A 16,937-nucleotide genomic window follows, 5' to 3' on the forward strand; every position below is an offset into this window, starting at 1 on the left:
ATTTTCTTTCCGGAGCAAAATAATGTACGAAATTGAAGATGCGGAAATTGCAAGGGGTTGTTATGTACACCCAGAAATATCATTCTCTAAAACTGAAGTCCCCCAGAGCGTATTTGAGACGCCAGGAATGGTTTCGATTGCGGAACGCAAATTACTCTATTCATTGGCGTCAAAAAATTTCCAGCAAAAAGGATATATTGTTGATGCAGGAAGCTTTATGGGAGCTTCTGTAGTTTCTCTCGCGCATGGATTGATGAGTAATTCAAATTTTTCAAACAACGTAAATTCAAATATATTGAATAGTAAGCCTATTAGTAGTTATGAATTGGGTTTTCTACCTAAACCTGCAAATGGTTCGGATCGTGTTTGGGAGTGTGACTCACTGACCTATAAGTTTGGTGAATCTTTTGTTCCAATATTAGAAAATAGTATTTCTCCATTTCAGTCATTGATTGAACTAAATATCGGTGATTTTAATGAGTTTTCCTGGCCTGATAATCCAATTGAAATTTGTTTTATTGATGTATGTAAAACTCAGGACCTAAATAAACATGTTTCAGCAGAGTTTATGCCAAAGCTTATTGAGCGCGAATCATTTTTCATTAATCAGGATTTTTTCTTTGATCGTTTACCATGGATTAAAGTAACCATGGGATATCTTGAAGATTATTTCGACTGGTATGGGCAAGTATTTTCAAGCTCAATCTATAAGTGTAAAAAACCAATTCCTAAGGAAGTAGCTGAATACGACCCATTCACCGAAGCTAGCCTAGAGGAATGCTTGAAGCTCCACGATAATCATCCTAAAGAACATCTAACAGATGCTCATAAATTAAGAATGTGCTTGTCTCGCTCATACCTTATTGCAATGAAAGGGGATAAAGATGAAGCACTAGATTATCTCAAAGTAGTTGAAAGTGATTATGAGCATATGATGGATGAAAATACTTCTATAGACAGAAATGATCGTTTTCGATTCAACAGAGCTGTCCGGCAAATAAAAAGCGGAATTTTTAGTTGAAAACTAGTATTTGGGATAAATCAAAAAGGTCAGGAATATAGTTTCTGACCTTTTAGTTCAAACAAAATATATTTAAATTTAAGCTGGGCTTATATTCATGTCTTTTTCCAAAGCTGCATCAAGTTCTTGAGCTCGTTGAAATGCTTTACGTTGAGATAAACGATTTACATACTCCTGATACTCTTCACGTCCATCTATAGTTCCAAACTGTAACCCCCACCCCAGCTGTGCACCAATATATACATCTGCTGCTGTAAAACGTTCTCCAACAATATACGGGTTTGATTTTATTGCACCAGATAGCGTATCTAGTGCAAGTTTATAATTACCGTAACCCAACATTTGCTGTTTATCTTTAGCCACATCTTCATCAAAGATATATTTATTCACAATGGCGGACTCTAGAGGTCCAGCCGAATAAAACATCCACCGGTAATAATTGGCACGCTCTTCGTTATTTATCGGAGACAAACCTGAATCGGAAAACACATCAGCCAAGTAGACACATATTGCTGCTACTTCAGTTATTATTTTGTTGTCGTGCACTAGTGTTGGAACTTTCCCCATGGGATTCAAAGCAAGATACTCTGGCGATTTCATGTCTTCGCCATATTCAAGTACTTTGGTTTGATAGGGTACTGATATCTCCTCTAACATCCATCGAACAATACAGCCTCTCGACTGAGGATTCGTATAAAAGATGATTTCATTTGCCATGTCAATATCTCGAATTTATGTGGAGACATAAATTTTAGTTAGGCAAGTATGATTTCTTCGAGAGATTTACATGTCAAGTTATTAAGTAAAAGTACTATCTATGTACTTGGATAATTCACTCGGCTAATTCAACAGTTATATTCTCTGGCCCCAAGAGAAAAGCTAATTTTTTATCTTGATACTCCAATATTCCGCTTCTTGTACTAATTCCTTGCTTCGATAAATACTCTAAAGCTTCATTCAAATTATCTACCTTTAAACACAGATGGTTATAACCGGGCCTTGCCAAGTCAATTAGTGATGGATTAGTTTTAACCACTGGATTTCGGTAGTGAAGTAGCTGTATCTCAAATTTCGGAGATGACTGCTTTAGTACCATCGTAAAGTGATCTGCTTCTACATTATCCACCTGGAGATACCGTGACGCTTTCTCGCCAGTTAGAAAATTTTTGAGTAGAAGCTCAAAACCCAGCAATTCAAAAAAACTGACACTTTCCTCTAATTTCGTAACAACTACTGTTACGTGATCAGGATGTTTAAACATGGATTGAGAGCCTTCAATCTAGATTTAAGTACAAGTTTAGATGGAATTTATTAAGTTTTTTCCAAATACAAAATATACAAATCAAATTTCTGTATTTTTAAGTAGATTATTACTCAATATATAAGTTAATTTGTTGTTTTGTATTCCAGCTCTTCTAGAGACAATCGAAATAAATTTGTCACATTATCTTTCAAATGCTAAATATATAGGTTTGCTTATTGTTTTAACGGAGTGAACTGGTGGTCGAAACTTTATCCCTAAGCAGAAGTATAAAGTCCAATATAGCTAAATTATTTTTATTACTCTCAGCTTCTAGCAACTTTGTTTATGCAGAGACAACTATATTTCAAGGTGACATACTTCATTTTACAGCCGACCCGGCGAAGACCAATAAAGCTTATGAGTATATTGAGGATGGCGGATTAATTGTCAAAGATGGAATAATTGCAGGGATAATTTCTGAACAACAAATTTCGGAAAAACAAAAAGAAGCAGAGATTGTAGATTATCGCGGCAAGTTAATACTTCCCGGCTTTATCGATTCTCATATTCACTACCCACAGACAGGGATGATTGCGGCTCATGGCGAGCAATTATTAGAGTGGCTTAAAGAATACACCTTTCCAACTGAACGTAAATTTTCCGATAAAGAACATGCAAAAGAGGTTGCAGAGTTCTTTATTAGTCAGTTACTAAAGAATGGCACAACATCAGCACTTGTATTTGGTACCGTTCACCCAGAGTCTGTAGATGCTCTCTTTGAAGTTGCTCAACGGGAGAAAATGCGACTAATTGCAGGTAAGGTACTGATGGACCGCAATGCCCCAGAATACCTGCAAGATACACCCGAAAGTGCCTATTCCGATAGCAAGAAGCTGATCGAACGTTGGCATAATAAGGATCGATTGGGCTATGCCATTACTCCAAGATTTGCCCCTACAAGTACTCCTGAGCAGCTTAAGCGGGCAGCTAAGTTACTAGATGAATATCCCGATGTGTATATGCATACCCATGTTTCTGAAAATAAAGATGAAATTAATTGGGTAAAATCATTGTTCCCAGAAGCAAATAGTTATCTTGATGTTTATAACATATATGGATTAAATCGCGACCACTCAGTGTTTGCTCATGGTATTTACCTGGATGACCAAGAGATGGAAAGTATGGCTTCAGTAGGTAGCGCTATAGCTTTTTGCCCAACGTCTAATCTGTTTCTAGGGAGCGGATTATTCCCGCTTAATAGAGCTGAAGAAATCAATGTTAGTGTGGGCCTTGGAACCGATGTAGGAGCCGGCACCAGTTTCTCGATGTTAGAGACTATGGATGAGGCCTATAAGGTAGTTCAGCTACAGAAGTCGATTGGAAATAACAATGGTATAACGACACTCTCTCCACTTAAAGCTTTCTACCTTGCAACCTTAGGATCAGCACAAGCACTGGATATCGACGACAAAGTTGGGAACTTTGAAAAAGGAAAGGAGGCAGATTTTATTGTCATTGATTTAGAATCAACTGATTTAATGAAGTTTAGAATGAAATCTGTAAAGACACTTGAAGAAAAACTATTTGCCCTTCAAGTTCTTGGTGATGATAGAGCTATACACAGCACTTATATAATGGGTAATAAAAAATAGTTTATCTGGAGTTTGATATCGCATGACCTATTTTTCTATACTCCTCTTGCACTCGCTCTAGATTGTCAACCCCAAGGTAGTAGTCGTCCTTACCAAAAATACTCTCCCAAACAAACGGATAAATGGCGATAACCTTGGGGTTTGCTATCGCAAAATTATAAGCTTGCTTTGCCTGACTGATTAATTGTGATTCAGAAATACTACCAAAACCTCTATTCGAGGTTTTAAATGCCCTTGGTATTAAATAATATTTAACATCTAAATGTGATGTTTTAACCATTAGTTTTTCTACTAGTTGTTGTTGAAAACTCTCTCCTACATAGTAATTTACAGCAAATAAATTATATTTTTTAGGAACTATTTTTTTGAAATTTGACTTCCTAACTGTTTCATTCATAAATGTAATTGCTCTTTTTGCTTTAGGAAAGCTTTCTTTTACTAATTGAGCAATTTCTTCTAGATATAGCTTTAGTGTTTGATTATTTAATTTTGAGCGATGGAAGGGTTCATCTAGTGGATCGAACGCTATAATAATATCACTAAATGGCTCTAGTCGTTCCTTTGCTAGTTCCCACCGTTCTAAATAATCCGCTCGTTTCCTATAGGTCGGATAACCATCAAAGAATATCGGAGCTATTTGTACCCATACTTTTAGTCCATGACTCCTTGCGGCCTTCATGATATCTATTTCATTGTAATAAACGTCAACAAAAGTTGTAAATTGCGACACCTCAGCAATTTCATCTAAAGTCCACCCGGAATGAAAGAATCCAAATTCCACTAAGTGTTCAGGCACAGTGTTTCCGGGGTTTACATATATAGGCGAAGTGATATTTCCATGAAGTAGCAACGCTTTAGGGGACTTTAGATTTTCAGCTGTAGTAGGTTTGTTGCTTGTTTTAATATAGCCTGCAGTCACTGCGTTAGAGTTAGCAGTCAAAGGTGCTGACATGAAAAGTAAATACGTGACAACTAACATCCATTTCATAGTTGATAGCTTCTTCAATCCATAAACATACAACCATCGCTTGTAACTATAGTCGTTAGAAGGTGTGAGCAGGGTAGGGGGTAGTAAGAGACTTTTGGAGTTTTCCAGAAAAATAAAAAAAGCAGCCGAAGCTGCTTTTTTGTCGCCTGGAAACAGGCCTTACGAGAAGGTAAGAACTGTTTACTTACCGGCCGCCTTGCGAATTGCCTGCAGGGTACGCAGACGCGCTTCGGCTTCGGCCAGCTGGGCTGAGATGCGCGCGTAGTCGACCTCAGACGGCGCCTTGTGCAGGGCGTGTTCCGCTTCTTCGCGGGCCTTCTGCGCGGCGTCTTCATCGATCTCACGCTCGGCTACATCGGCGAGGATAGTCACCATATTAGGTTGTACCTCGGCGTAGCCACCGCTGACGAACAGTACTTCCTCTTCACCACCGGGCTTGATGATGCGCACCGGACCGGCTTTCAGAGCGGTGAGCAACTGGGCGTGACCGTAGGAGAGACCCAGCTCACCCTCGATACCGCTCACAATCACCATCTCTACCAGCCCGGAGAAGAGAGACTGCTCGGCGCTGACAATGTCACAATGTACTGTCATGGCCATAGTATATGCCTCTCTCGATTAGCCCTTGGCTTTGTTGGCTTTTTCCACAGCTTCGTCGATGGTTCCCACCATGTAGAAGGCCTGTTCCGGCATGTGGTCATATTCACCATTCAGGATGCCCTGGAAGCCACGAATGGTTTCTTTCAGGGAAACGTATTTACCTGGTGCACCGGTGAAGATTTCCGCAACGTGGAACGGCTGGGACAGGAAGCGTTCGATCTTACGGGCGCGGGCTACGGTCTGCTTGTCTTCTTCAGACAGCTCGTCCATACCCAGGATCGCGATGATGTCCTTCAGCTCTTTGTAGCGCTGCAGTACAGACTGTACGCCGCGAGCCACTTCGTAGTGCTCCTGACCAATTACCTGTGGGTCCAGCTGACGAGAGGTGGAGTCCAGCGGGTCAACAGCCGGGTAGATACCTTTAGCGGCGATATCACGGCTCAGTACTACAGTGGAGTCCAAGTGCGCGAAGGTGGTCGCCGGAGATGGGTCAGTCAAGTCATCCGCCGGTACGTATACCGCCTGGATAGAGGTGATAGAGCCAGTCTTGGTGGAGGTAATACGCTCCTGCAGAACGCCCATCTCTTCCGCCAGGGTTGGCTGGTAACCTACCGCAGAAGGCATACGGCCCAGCAGTGCGGATACTTCGGTACCGGCCAGGGTGTAGCGATAGATGTTGTCGACGAACAACAGTACGTCTTTGCCTTCATCACGGAATTTCTCCGCCATGGTCAGGCCGGTCAGGGCTACGCGCAGACGGTTGCCGGGCGGCTCATTCATCTGACCGTAAACCATCGCCACTTTGGAGTTGGCTTTGTTTTCCAGGTCAACAACGCCGGATTCAGCCATCTCGTAGTAGAAGTCGTTACCTTCACGGGTACGCTCACCAACACCTGCGAACACGGACAGACCGGAGTGCTCGGTAGCGATGTTGTTGATCAGTTCCATCATGTTTACGGTTTTACCTACACCGGCACCACCGAACAGACCAACCTTACCACCCTTGGCGAACGGGCAAACCAGGTCGATTACCTTGATGCCGGTTTCCAGCAGTTCGGTAGAGCTGGACTGCTCTTCGTAGGTCGGCGCAGCGCGGTGGATAGAGGAGCGCTCTTTCTCACCGATAGGGCCACACTCGTCAATCGGGTTGCCGAGCACGTCCATGATGCGACCGAGGGTTTCCAGGCCAACCGGTACAGAAACCGGAGCGCCGGTATTGCGCACGGACAGACCGCGGCTGACACCTTCGGATGAACCCATGGCAATAGCGCGTACCACGCCGTCACCCAACTGCTGCTGCACTTCCATGGTGAGGTTCTTGTCCTCAACCACCAGTGCGTCGTATACATTCGGAACAGAATCGCGTGGGAATTCCACGTCGATGACCGCTCCGATCACTTGCACAATTTGCCCGTTACTCATTTCCGGATCCTCAGCTTTAAATTCTTTCTAGGCTGACCATTACTGGCAGCGGATTAAACCGCCGCCGCACCGCCGACAATTTCGGACAGTTCCTGGGTAATGGCCGCCTGGCGCGCCTTGTTGTAGACAAGCTGCAACTGATCGATCAGCTCACCGGCGTTATCGGTGGCGCTCTTCATCGCGATCATACGCGCTGCCTGTTCACAGGCTTTGTTTTCAACTACTGCCTGGTATACCTGGGACTCGATGTAGCGAGCCAGCAATCCATCCAGCAATTCAACCGGATCCGGCTCGTAGAGGTAGTCCCACTCGTGCATGAGTTTTTCATCTTCGTCCTTCGGCAGCGGCAGCAATTGCTCAACCTGCGGCTTCTGGGACATGGTGTTGATAAACTCATTGGATACCAGGAACAGGCGATCGATATCGCCTTCTGCGTAACGGTCCAGCATTACTTTAACTGAGCCAATCAGCTGGTTGGCCTGGGGCGCATCGCCCAGATCGCGTACCGCTGCGACAACCTTGCTGCCGATGGCATTAAAGAAACTGGCCGCCTTGTTACCTACCGCGCAGACTTCGACGTCGACACCCTTTTCGGACCACGCCTGCATCTCGCGAATAGCGGCTTTGAACATATTGACGTTCAAGCCACCACAGAGTCCGCGGTCAGTGGATACCAGGATAAAACCGACCCGCTTGGCCTCGCGCTCTTGCAGGTAAATATGCTGGTACTCGGCCGAAGCGTTGGCGACGTGGCCGATCACTGCGCGTATGCGCTGGGCGTAGGGACGCCCCAGTGCCATGCGATCCTGAGCCCTGCGCATCTTACTGGCTGCAACCATTTCCATTGCGGCAGTAATTTTCTGCGTGCTCTTGATGCTGGCAATTTTTGTGCGTACTTCTTTTCCGCCTGCCATAGTGATTTACCTTGTTCGCTGGAAGTTAGATTCCGAAAGAGCGGACACGCCGCTCTCTCGCGCTCTCCAGGGAGTTCTTACCAGCTGCTAGTAGCGACGAACTTCTCGATAGCGGCTTTGAAAGCTGCGTCGATTTCGTCGTTGTAGTTACCAGTGCTGTTCACTTTCTCCATCAGCTCTGCGTGTTCGCTGTTCATATAAGCGAGCAGGGCGGCTTCGAAATCGAGAACCTTGGCAACTTCTACTTCTTTCAGGTAACCCTTGTCGGCGGCGTAAACGGAAACAGCCATGTCCGCGATAGACAGCGGAGAGTATTGTTTCTGCTTCATCAGCTCGGTTACGCGCTCACCGTGATCCAGCTGGGCTTTGGTAGCTTCGTCCAGGTCAGAGGCAAACTGGGAGAATGCCGCCAGTTCGCGGTACTGAGCCAGAGCGGTACGGATACCACCGGACAGCTTCTTGATCACCTTGGTCTGCGCTGCACCACCTACACGGGATACAGAGATACCCGGGTTGATCGCTGGGCGGATACCGGAGTTGAACAGATCGGTCTCGAGGAAGATCTGGCCGTCGGTAATGGAAATCACGTTGGTCGGTACGAACGCAGATACGTCACCGGCCTGGGTTTCGATGATCGGCAGGGCGGTCAGAGAGCCGGTCTTGCCTTTCACTTCACCGTTGGTGAACTTCTCTACGTAGTCGGCGTTTACACGCGCGGCGCGCTCCAGCAGACGGGAGTGCAAGTAGAAAACGTCACCGGGGTAGGCTTCACGTCCAGGCGGACGCTTCAGCAGCAGGGAGATCTGACGGTAGGCCCAAGCCTGCTTGGTCAGGTCATCGTATACGATCAGGGCGTCTTCACCGCGGTCGCGGAAGTACTCACCCATGGTACAACCGACGTAGGGAGCCAGGAACTGCATCGCGGCCGGATCGGCGGCGCCAGCGGCTACTACGATGGTGTGATCCATAGCGCCGTGCTCTTCGAGCTTGCGCACTACGTTGGCAATAGAGGACTGCTTCTGGCCCACGGCAACGTAGACACACTTAACGCCGGTGCCTTTCTGGTTGATGATGGCGTCGATCGCCACAGCAGTCTTACCGATCTGACGGTCACCGATGATCAGCTCACGCTGGCCACGGCCAATCGGGATCATGGTATCAACCGCTTTCAAACCGGTTTGTACAGGCTGGTCAACGGACTGACGGGCAATAACGCCAGGCGCTACTTTTTCTACCGCGTCGGTCAGCTTGTTGTTCAGTGGGCCTTTGCCGTCGATCGGGTTACCCAGCGCGTCTACAACGCGGCCGAGCAATTCCGGGCCAACAGGGGTTTCCAGGATACGGCCGGTACAACGGCACTTCTGGCCTTCAGCCAGCGCCTTGTAGTCGCCCAGGATTACAGCACCAACGGAGTCGCGCTCCAGGTTCAGCGCCATACCGTAAACGCCGCCTTCGAACTCGATCATCTCGCCGTACATCACATCGGCCAGGCCGTGGATGCGGATGATGCCGTCGGATACGGAAACAATGGTGCCCTCATTTTGGGCTTCAGTGCTCACATCGAGATTTTCGATGCGGCTCTTGATGATTTCACTGATCTCAGAGGGATTCAGTTGCTGCATGCTCTGTTCCTCAAGTCCCCGCCGGCTAACGCCAACGGGGAGAGTAATTTAGGAGTTCATCGCCTCGGCGAGCTTGGCCAGACGGCCGCGTACGGTACCGTCGATGACTGTATCACCGGCGCGGATGATCGCGCCGCCCAGCAGGCTCTCGTCCACCGAGCTGTGCAGATGTATTTCGCGTTCAAACTTCGCGCTGAGCTTTTGGCCCAGTGCTTGCGCCTGTGCATCGCTCAAGGCGTGCGCGGAAACAACTTCCACCTCGAGGGTGGCTTCCGCTTGCGCTTTCAGCTCTTCGAACAGTTCGGAAATTTCCGGCAGCAGCTGCAGGCGGTTGTTTTCCGCCAGCAACCGGATGAAGTTCCTTCCGTGCTCGCCGAGTTCGTCTGAACAGATCGACAGGAATTTATCTGCGCGCTCTTCACTGGTGAGCTGGGGATTATCCAGCAGCTCACGCACTTTTTCGTTCTGGCTGACCGCTGCCGCAGTGCTCAGCGCAGTGCTCCAACCACCTAAGTGGGAGGCTTCCTGCGCATAAGAGAATGCAGCTTTAGCGTAGGGCCGGGCCAGTGTGCTGAGTTCCGCCATTGGGTTCCTCGCTTACAGCTCGGCTGCCAGTTTATCGATCAGGTCGTCGTGCGCCTTAGCGTCGATATTGACCGCGAGAATCTTCTCCGCACCCAGGACAGACAGGTCTGCCACACGGCTGCGCAGTTGCTCTTTAGCGCGATTCACTTCCTGGTCGATCTCAGCTTTGGCCGCAGTTTTCAGGCGATCGCCTTCAGACTGAGCCGCTTGCTTGGCTTCATCGAGAATCTGGTTGGCGCGCTTGTTGGCACCATCAATGATCTCGTTAGCCTGATCTTTGGCTTCCTTCAACTGCTCGGCAGCTTTGCGCTTGGCCAGTTCCAGATCTTTCTGTGCGTGTTCGGCGTCAGCGAGACCATCTGCGATCTTCTGTTCACGCTCTTTCATCACGCCCAAAAGTGGCGGCCAAACAAACTTCCAGCAAAACCAGACGAAAAACAGGAAAGTAATCGACTGGCCGATTAGAGTCAGGTTGATATTCACTCCGACACCTCTTGCTCTTTAAATAGGGTTAAGGGCAATTGGAACGGCGTAATTAAACCAGACCAGGAGCTACGGCGAAGATCAGGTACATAGCGATACCAACACCGATCATCGGAACCGCGTCAAGCAGACCAGCCATCAGGAACATCTTGCCCTGCAGAGCCGGAGCCTGTTCAGGCTGACGAGCGGAACCTTCCAGCAGCTTGCCACCCAGAGTACCGAAACCGATAGCGGTGCCCAGGGCGCCCAGACCGATCAGCAGTGCACTTGCGATGTAAACCAGACCTAATGCTTCCATTGTGTTCTCCAAATCAAAGTTAAAGAGTTGTTGTAAAGGTCGAAAAAAGGGTTAAAAACTTATTGATCGTGCTCGTGCTCATCATCGCGATGGTGTGCCATCGCCATGTACACGGTGCTCAATACCATAAATACGAACGCCTGCAGCACGATTACCAGTACGTGGAAGATCGCCCAGCCCATGTGCAGGAGGCCCGCACCAATAAAGCCGAGAACGCCAACGCCAAACACAATCGCGATCAGGATAAAGATCATTTCACCGGCGTAGAGGTTTCCGAACAGACGCAGGCCCAGGGAGATCGGCTTGGCGATCAGGGATACTGCTTCCAGCAGGAAGTTCACCGGGATCAGCAGGATGTCAAAGAACAACTTGCCAGTATGGAAAGGGTGCAGAGTCAGCTCTTTAAGGAAGCCGATGGCACCTTTTTCGCGAATACTGAAGAAAATCATCAGCGCAAACACCGCCAGGGCCATACCCAGGGTGGCGTTCGGGTCGGTAGTCGGGACCACTTTAAAGAAGAGGTGATCGTTGCCGGAGATCTTGGCGGCAGCCATCGGCAGCCAGTCTACCGGTACCAGGTCCATCAGGTTCATCAGGAACACCCACACAAAGATGGTCAGAGCCATCGGGGCAACCATAGTGTTGCGGTGGGGGAAGGTTTCCTTAACCAGCTTGTCGATAAAGTCGGTAACCAGCTCCACAAAGCTCTGGAAGCCTGTGGGCTTGTCCACACTGGCCTTCTTGGCTGCGCGGGCAAACAGGAAGCAAAAAATCAGACCGAGGCCGATAGACCAGCCCAGTGTATCTACGTGCAGGGCCCAAAAGCCCATATCCGCAGCTTCCTGGGAGGAATGCGCCATAGTCCAAGTAGACTCATTCAGCACAGTACCGTCGGCGCGGGTATACCCGGCCGGCAGCTTGCCGTAAGTCATGTTTTGCAGGTGGTGTTGGATATACCCCGTCGCGGTTTGAGCTTCGCCTGCCATAGTTCCTCAACAATCGTAAAAGTAAGAATTCTTTTTTCTTATCCACCGGCTAGCGGACCATGCGCGCTACCAAAATCCACTGCACGATTACACAGAGGACGTAGCTGATAAAAAGCGCCGCAGCATTCAGTGGTTTGACGGTGGCAAACACCGCTGCAAAACCTGCCATGGTCAATATAAATTTGCCGGTTTCCGCGCGGTAGAAATTGCCTACCACGCGATGGGCCGCGCGCGCACCGCTATCGCGAAAGGCGCGCCTGCCAAAATATGCTCCGGGCAGTGCACACAGGGCACCGCCGATAAATACGGAGAGCGCAGTCACCGGTTTACCGCTCAAGTGCAGTGCCGCACTGGCCACCGATATCAGCAGAAGCTGTACTGCGGCTATTCGTAATACCGGGGGTTTTGTCATAGACGGGATAAGCCGACTTTTTTTGCGCTGTCCGCCCAAAATTTGGGCGTGCGAATTATGCGGCAACAGCATCGCCGATTCAACCGGCAAATGTCGTCAACTTATTTGATTTTCAGGAGGTTTTGCACGGAATTACTCGCCGCAGTGAGTATTTGCCAACAGTTATTGCGCGCGCCACTAGGACGCGCATTTCCCTGTGGCCTCAGTCCTCGGCGTAACCCAGGTGGGCCAGGATTCCATCCAGCTCTTCCAGAGTGGTGTATTTGAGTACCAGGCGGCCGTTGCCTTTATCGTTGTGATCGATAGATACGGGCACTCCGACTTTTTCTGCCAGGCGCTCAGTTAGGCGACGGATATTGGGGTCGGGCTTCGGTTTTTCCGGTGCCGGGGCAGCCGGCTGTTGTAAACGGCGTACCAGCGCCTCTGTCTGGCGCACGGTAAGGCTGCGCTCGACCACCTGGCGCGCAGCAGAGCGCTGGGTGGCACCGGATAGACCGAGCAGGGCTTTGGCGTGCCCCAACTCCAGATCGCCACGCTCCAGGAAAGTCCGCACTTCTTCACTGAGGCTTAACAGTCGCAACAGGTTGGTTACTGCGGTACGGGATTTGCCCACCGCATCGGCCACTTCCTGCTGGGTCAGCTTGAACTCATCCTGTAAGCGCTTGAGGGCTACAGCTTCCTCTACCGGGTTCAGGTCTTCGCGCTGGATATTTTCAATCAGCGCCATAGCAATGGCCGCTTCATCGGAAACGCTGCGCACCAGTGTCGGCACTTTCTCCAGTCCCGCCAATTGGGCCGCGCGCCAGCGCCGTTCACCGGCGATGATTTCATAGCTCTGCTCACCGATACCGCGCACGACGATCGGCTGCATAATGCCCTGGGCGCGTATCGAGTCCGCCAGCTCTTGCAAGGATTCCTGTGGAAAATCCCGGCGTGGCTGGTAGCGGCCGCGCTGCAAAAACTCTATCGGCAACTCCTTCAGCTCACCGTCGACCACGGCGGTTTCGGTTTCAGCTTCACCGGTAGCCTCGGCGATCGCGGTGCTGTTTTTATTGCTGATCAGGTGGGATAAACCCCGGCCCAGTCCTTTGCGTTTGGCGGCCATAGTAATTACCCCTTATACGGCTTCCGCCACAGGGCGGCTTTTCTTATTGGAAGATTGATTGGCGGGATGGCGGCGATTGATTTCGCAAGCCAGTGCCAAGTAGGCAATAGCCCCTTTCGAATGGCGGTCGTAATCCAGCGCCGGCTTGCCGAAGCTGGGAGCCTCTGCCAAACGGACATTGCGCGGAATACAGGTTCGATACAGGCGATCGCCGAAAAACTCCTGCAACTGCGCCGACACTTCGCTGGTGAGGCTGTTGCGCGGATCGTACATGGTGCGCAAGATACCCTCGATTTTCAGGTCCGGATTGGCGGCCTGCTGGATCTGGGTGATGGTGTCCACCAGTGCTGACAACCCCTCCAGGGCATAGTATTCACACTGCATGGGAATCAATACGCCGTGAGCTGCACAGAGGGCGTTTACCGTCAGCATATTCAGCGACGGCGGACAGTCGATAATCACGTAGTCGTAACGATTACTCACCGCAGCCAGGGCGCGGCACAGGCGGGATTCGCGCCCCTCCAGATTCAGCAACTCCACCTCTGCCGCAGACAGGTCACCGTTGCCCGGGATCAAATCAAAACCGCTCTCTGTGGATACAATGGCCTGCTCAACGGGTAATTCAGCGGCCAGCACATCGTAACCGGAAACTTCCAGGTCACTTTTATCCACACCACTGCCCATGGTGGCATTACCCTGGGGGTCCAGGTCGATCAGCAATACGCGCCGCTTGTTGGCAACCAAAGATGCGGCCAGGTTGACGCAGGTAGTGGTCTTGCCAACCCCGCCTTTCTGGTTGGCCACAGCAAATATCTTGCTCAAGATTCTTGTCCTTTGTTGTTTCCGGGTGCGTTTGCCCCGACGCCGGCTCGGCTTCGGGCGGCGGCTGTTGTGCCCCACGATAGGGGAGCAGGATTGGGCGGGCGACAAACCCGCCAAACTATCATCTTATTCTGTGCGACAGAGCTGAATCATATGTCGCTCACCGTCGCAGCCGGGCACCGACAACCGGTGCACTTGCTCGACCTTAATGCCTTTTGGCAGAGCGCTCAACTCATCCTCAGGCAGCTTGCCCTTCATGGCATAAAAACGACCCCTAGGTGCCAACATGTGCTCACTGCCATTGACCATATCTTCGATGGAGGCAAAGGCGCGGGACACCACACCGGCAAAAGGCTGTTCTGGCACAAAGGCTTCTACCCGCTCATTGACTACCGTGATATTGGGCAGGGGCAGGGTGCTGGCGACTTGGAACAGGAAGCGGGTCTTCTTGCCGTTGCTGTCGAGCAGGGTAACGGCGCGCTCCGGATGCACAATTGCCAGGGGGATTCCCGGCAGGCCGCCACCGCTACCCACATCGATCAAAGAGCCTTCGCCACAGAGATTTACCACACTGAGGCTGTCGATAATATGGCGCTCCAGCATCTGCTCCGGGTCGCGTATGGCGGACAGGTTGTAGGCACTGTTCCAGCGGGCAAAAAGCGCCAGGTATTCCAGTAGCTGATCCTGCTGCCGGTCACTGAGTACCACCGACATCTGTGCCGCCGCCTCTAACAGGCGCGGACGAAACTGTTCCATTGAGTGAGAAATGGGTCTATCCCCCAGTAGTCCCGCGAAATTCAAACCCCGCAGGGCCTCGCGGGATACCCTGTGGAAAACCGATTTATACCGCTTTTTTGCGCTTTAGCAGCCCGCGCTTTTTCAACTGGATCAACAGCAGGGATATGGATGCGGGCGTCACGCCCGGTATTCGCGAGGCCCGCGCCAGGGTATCTGGGCGGGTCTCTCCCAGCTTTTGCTTAACCTCATTGGACAGACCAGAAATATCGCTGTAGTCGAAGTCCGCCGGGATCGGGGTATCTTCGTAGGCCTGCAAACGCTCAATTTCCTCGCGCTGGCGATCGATATAACCGGCGTACTTGGCCGAAATTTCCACCTGTTCGGCAACCTGCTCGTCGGTTACCGCTTCCCCTTTGAGGCCCGCCACATCCTGATAGCCCAGTTCCGGACGGCGCAGCAGGTCCATCAGGCTGTATTCCCGCGCCAATGGCTGCGGCAGTTTGGTTTCTACAGAGGCGGCCTGGGGCGTCTTTGGGTGCACCCAGGTATCTTGCAGTCGCTGGGTCTCCCGGGCGATCGCCTCGCGCTTTTCACTGAACGCTGCCCAGCGGGTATCGTCGACCAGGCCCAATTCGCGACCTTTTTCGGTCAGGCGCAGGTCAGCATTGTCCTCACGGAGCAGCAAGCGATATTCCGCGCGGCTGGTAAACATGCGGTAGGGCTCTTTAGTGCCGCTGGTGATCAAATCATCCACAAGCACGCCCAGGTAGGCTTCATCCCGACGCGGGGACCAGGCTTCGCGCTCCTGGGCCTGTAGTGCGGCGTTGGCGCCAGCTAGGAGTCCCTGGGCGGCCGCTTCTTCGTAGCCGGTGGTGCCATTGATCTGGCCGGCAAAGTAGAGCCCCTGGATAAATTTGGTTTGCAGGGACGGCAAAAGGTCGCGCGGGTCGAAGAAATCGTACTCAATCGCATAGCCCGGGCGGGTGATATGCGCATTTTCAAAGCCCTTGATGGAATGCACCAGATCAATCTGTACGTCGAAGGGCAAACTGGTGGAAATACCGTTGGGGTACAGCTCGTTGGTGGTCAACCCTTCCGGCTCGATAAACACCTGGTGACTATCTTTGTCCGCAAAGCGGTGCACTTTGTCCTCGATGGAGGGACAGTAGCGCGGACCAATTCCCTCAATCACGCCGGAGTACATGGGCGAGCGGTCGAGTCCGCCCTGGATAATTTCGTGGGTGCGGGCATTGGTGTGGGTAATCCAGCAGCAGACCTGGCGCGGGTGTTGATCGCGGCTGCCCAAATAAGACATCACCGGTGTGGGGCTATCTCCCCACTGTTCCTCCAGCTCGCTGAAATCTACTGAGCGGGCATCAATACGGGGAGGGGTACCGGTTTTGAGGCGATCGACACGGAAAGGCAACTCGCGCAGGCGATCCGCCAGGGCAATCGAGGGCGGATCTCCAGCGCGGCCACCGGCATGGTTATCCAAGCCGATGTGTATACGTCCACCGAGGAAAGTCCCGGCGGTCAGTACCACTGTCTTGGCGCGAAAGCGCACTCCGGCATTGGTGACAACGCCCACAACCCGTTCACCTTCGACAATCAGGTCATCCGCCGCTTGTTGGAAGATCTCCAAGTTTTCCTGTGCTTCCAGGATTGAACGGATAGCGGCGCGATACAGGGCTCTATCGGCCTGGGCACGAGTTGCCCTTACTGCGGGGCCTTTGCGGGCATTGAGGACCCGGAACTGAATTCCGCCCAGGTCTGTTGCAGTTGCCATAGCGCCACCGAGGGCATCGACTTCCTTCACGAGATGACTCTTGCCGATACCGCCGATCGCCGGGTTGCAGGACATTTGTCCAAGGGTCTCGATATTGTGGGTCAGCAGCAGAGTGGAAGCTCCCATACGTGCCGCTGCCAGTGAGGCTTCGGTACCTGCGTGGCCTCCGCCGATCACGATCACATCATAGGTCTTAGGGAATTCCATAGTGGCTGCTACTGGTTACAACTGGGGGCGCACATTTTATAGGCAGTAGGTGT

At 50.8% G+C, this 16,937-nt stretch carries 18 protein-coding genes; 2 read left to right on the plus strand and 16 right to left on the minus strand.

Annotation, left to right across the window (positions count from 1 at the left end):
* Window positions 1-22 precede the first annotated feature (22 nt).
* Window positions 23-1,021 (plus strand): hypothetical protein, encoded by a 999-nt coding sequence (locus ACJJI1_RS07710; protein ID WP_282930579.1) that lies wholly within the window; start codon window positions 23-25, stop codon window positions 1,019-1,021.
* Window positions 1,022-1,099: 78 nt separating this feature from the next.
* Here ACJJI1_RS07710 and ACJJI1_RS07715 read toward each other — a convergent pair whose 3' ends face one another.
* A complete protein-coding gene (locus ACJJI1_RS07715; protein ID WP_444959002.1) occupies window positions 1,100-1,738 on the minus strand; it encodes a glutathione S-transferase family protein in 639 nt (212 codons plus the stop codon).
* A gap of 115 nt (window positions 1,739-1,853) precedes the next feature.
* Complete coding sequence (locus ACJJI1_RS07720; protein WP_282930577.1) at window positions 1,854-2,282, minus strand: VOC family protein; 429 nt, start codon at window positions 2,280-2,282, stop codon at window positions 1,854-1,856.
* Between the two features lie 239 nt (window positions 2,283-2,521).
* On the opposite strand from ACJJI1_RS07720, the gene guaD reads away from it, so the two are divergent.
* Window positions 2,522-3,916: a guanine deaminase gene (gene guaD / locus ACJJI1_RS07725; RefSeq protein WP_444959003.1), complete on the plus strand. Its 1,395-nt coding sequence runs from the start codon at window positions 2,522-2,524 to the stop codon at window positions 3,914-3,916.
* 1 nt (window position 3,917) lies between these two features.
* Here the strand turns inward: guaD and ACJJI1_RS07730 are convergent, their stop codons facing one another.
* From ACJJI1_RS07730 to mnmG, 14 genes are all read right to left on the minus strand, one after another.
* Complete coding sequence (locus ACJJI1_RS07730; protein WP_444959004.1) at window positions 3,918-4,904, minus strand: hypothetical protein; 987 nt, start codon at window positions 4,902-4,904, stop codon at window positions 3,918-3,920.
* Window positions 4,905-5,084: 180 nt separating this feature from the next.
* Complete coding sequence (locus tag ACJJI1_RS07735) at window positions 5,085-5,504, minus strand: F0F1 ATP synthase subunit epsilon (RefSeq protein WP_108735087.1); 420 nt, start codon at window positions 5,502-5,504, stop codon at window positions 5,085-5,087.
* Between the two features lie 18 nt (window positions 5,505-5,522).
* Window positions 5,523-6,926, minus strand: coding sequence for a F0F1 ATP synthase subunit beta (gene atpD / locus ACJJI1_RS07740; RefSeq protein WP_282930574.1), 1,404 nt, complete (start codon window positions 6,924-6,926; stop codon window positions 5,523-5,525).
* A gap of 53 nt (window positions 6,927-6,979) precedes the next feature.
* The gene (gene atpG / locus ACJJI1_RS07745; protein ID WP_282930573.1) at window positions 6,980-7,840 is read right to left on the minus strand and encodes a F0F1 ATP synthase subunit gamma; all 861 of its coding nucleotides are present in this window, start codon (window positions 7,838-7,840) and stop codon (window positions 6,980-6,982) included.
* A 77-nt stretch (window positions 7,841-7,917) separates the two neighbouring features.
* Window positions 7,918-9,462 carry a F0F1 ATP synthase subunit alpha gene (gene atpA / locus ACJJI1_RS07750; RefSeq protein WP_108735090.1) on the minus strand — a complete coding sequence of 515 codons (1,545 nt, stop codon included), beginning with the start codon at window positions 9,460-9,462 and terminating at the stop codon, window positions 7,918-7,920.
* Between the two features lie 48 nt (window positions 9,463-9,510).
* The gene (locus tag ACJJI1_RS07755; RefSeq protein WP_108735091.1) at window positions 9,511-10,047 is read right to left on the minus strand and encodes a F0F1 ATP synthase subunit delta; all 537 of its coding nucleotides are present in this window, start codon (window positions 10,045-10,047) and stop codon (window positions 9,511-9,513) included.
* A gap of 12 nt (window positions 10,048-10,059) precedes the next feature.
* The gene (locus ACJJI1_RS07760) at window positions 10,060-10,530 is read right to left on the minus strand and encodes a F0F1 ATP synthase subunit B (protein WP_282930571.1); all 471 of its coding nucleotides are present in this window, start codon (window positions 10,528-10,530) and stop codon (window positions 10,060-10,062) included.
* Between the two features lie 52 nt (window positions 10,531-10,582).
* Entirely contained in the window at window positions 10,583-10,828 is a 246-nt protein-coding gene (gene atpE, locus ACJJI1_RS07765) for a F0F1 ATP synthase subunit C (protein ID WP_020413895.1), read from the minus strand.
* Between the two features lie 59 nt (window positions 10,829-10,887).
* On the minus strand, window positions 10,888-11,814 hold the full coding sequence (atpB, locus tag ACJJI1_RS07770; protein WP_282930570.1) for a F0F1 ATP synthase subunit A: 927 nt from the start codon (window positions 11,812-11,814) through the stop codon (window positions 10,888-10,890).
* A 49-nt stretch (window positions 11,815-11,863) separates the two neighbouring features.
* Window positions 11,864-12,226: an ATP synthase subunit I gene (locus ACJJI1_RS07775; RefSeq protein ID WP_282930569.1), complete on the minus strand. Its 363-nt coding sequence runs from the start codon at window positions 12,224-12,226 to the stop codon at window positions 11,864-11,866.
* A gap of 202 nt (window positions 12,227-12,428) precedes the next feature.
* Window positions 12,429-13,331, minus strand: coding sequence for a ParB/RepB/Spo0J family partition protein (locus ACJJI1_RS07780; RefSeq protein ID WP_444959005.1), 903 nt, complete (start codon window positions 13,329-13,331; stop codon window positions 12,429-12,431).
* A gap of 12 nt (window positions 13,332-13,343) precedes the next feature.
* Window positions 13,344-14,153, minus strand: coding sequence for a ParA family protein (locus tag ACJJI1_RS07785; RefSeq protein WP_444926317.1), 810 nt, complete (start codon window positions 14,151-14,153; stop codon window positions 13,344-13,346).
* Window positions 14,154-14,279: 126 nt separating this feature from the next.
* Complete coding sequence (rsmG, locus tag ACJJI1_RS07790; protein WP_444959006.1) at window positions 14,280-14,909, minus strand: 16S rRNA (guanine(527)-N(7))-methyltransferase RsmG; 630 nt, start codon at window positions 14,907-14,909, stop codon at window positions 14,280-14,282.
* Between the two features lie 85 nt (window positions 14,910-14,994).
* Window positions 14,995-16,884 carry a tRNA uridine-5-carboxymethylaminomethyl(34) synthesis enzyme MnmG gene (mnmG, locus tag ACJJI1_RS07795; protein ID WP_444940363.1) on the minus strand — a complete coding sequence of 630 codons (1,890 nt, stop codon included), beginning with the start codon at window positions 16,882-16,884 and terminating at the stop codon, window positions 14,995-14,997.
* Window positions 16,885-16,937: the final 53 nt, after the last annotated feature.

The organism is Microbulbifer maximicatervae (SeqCode) (assembly GCF_052467065.1).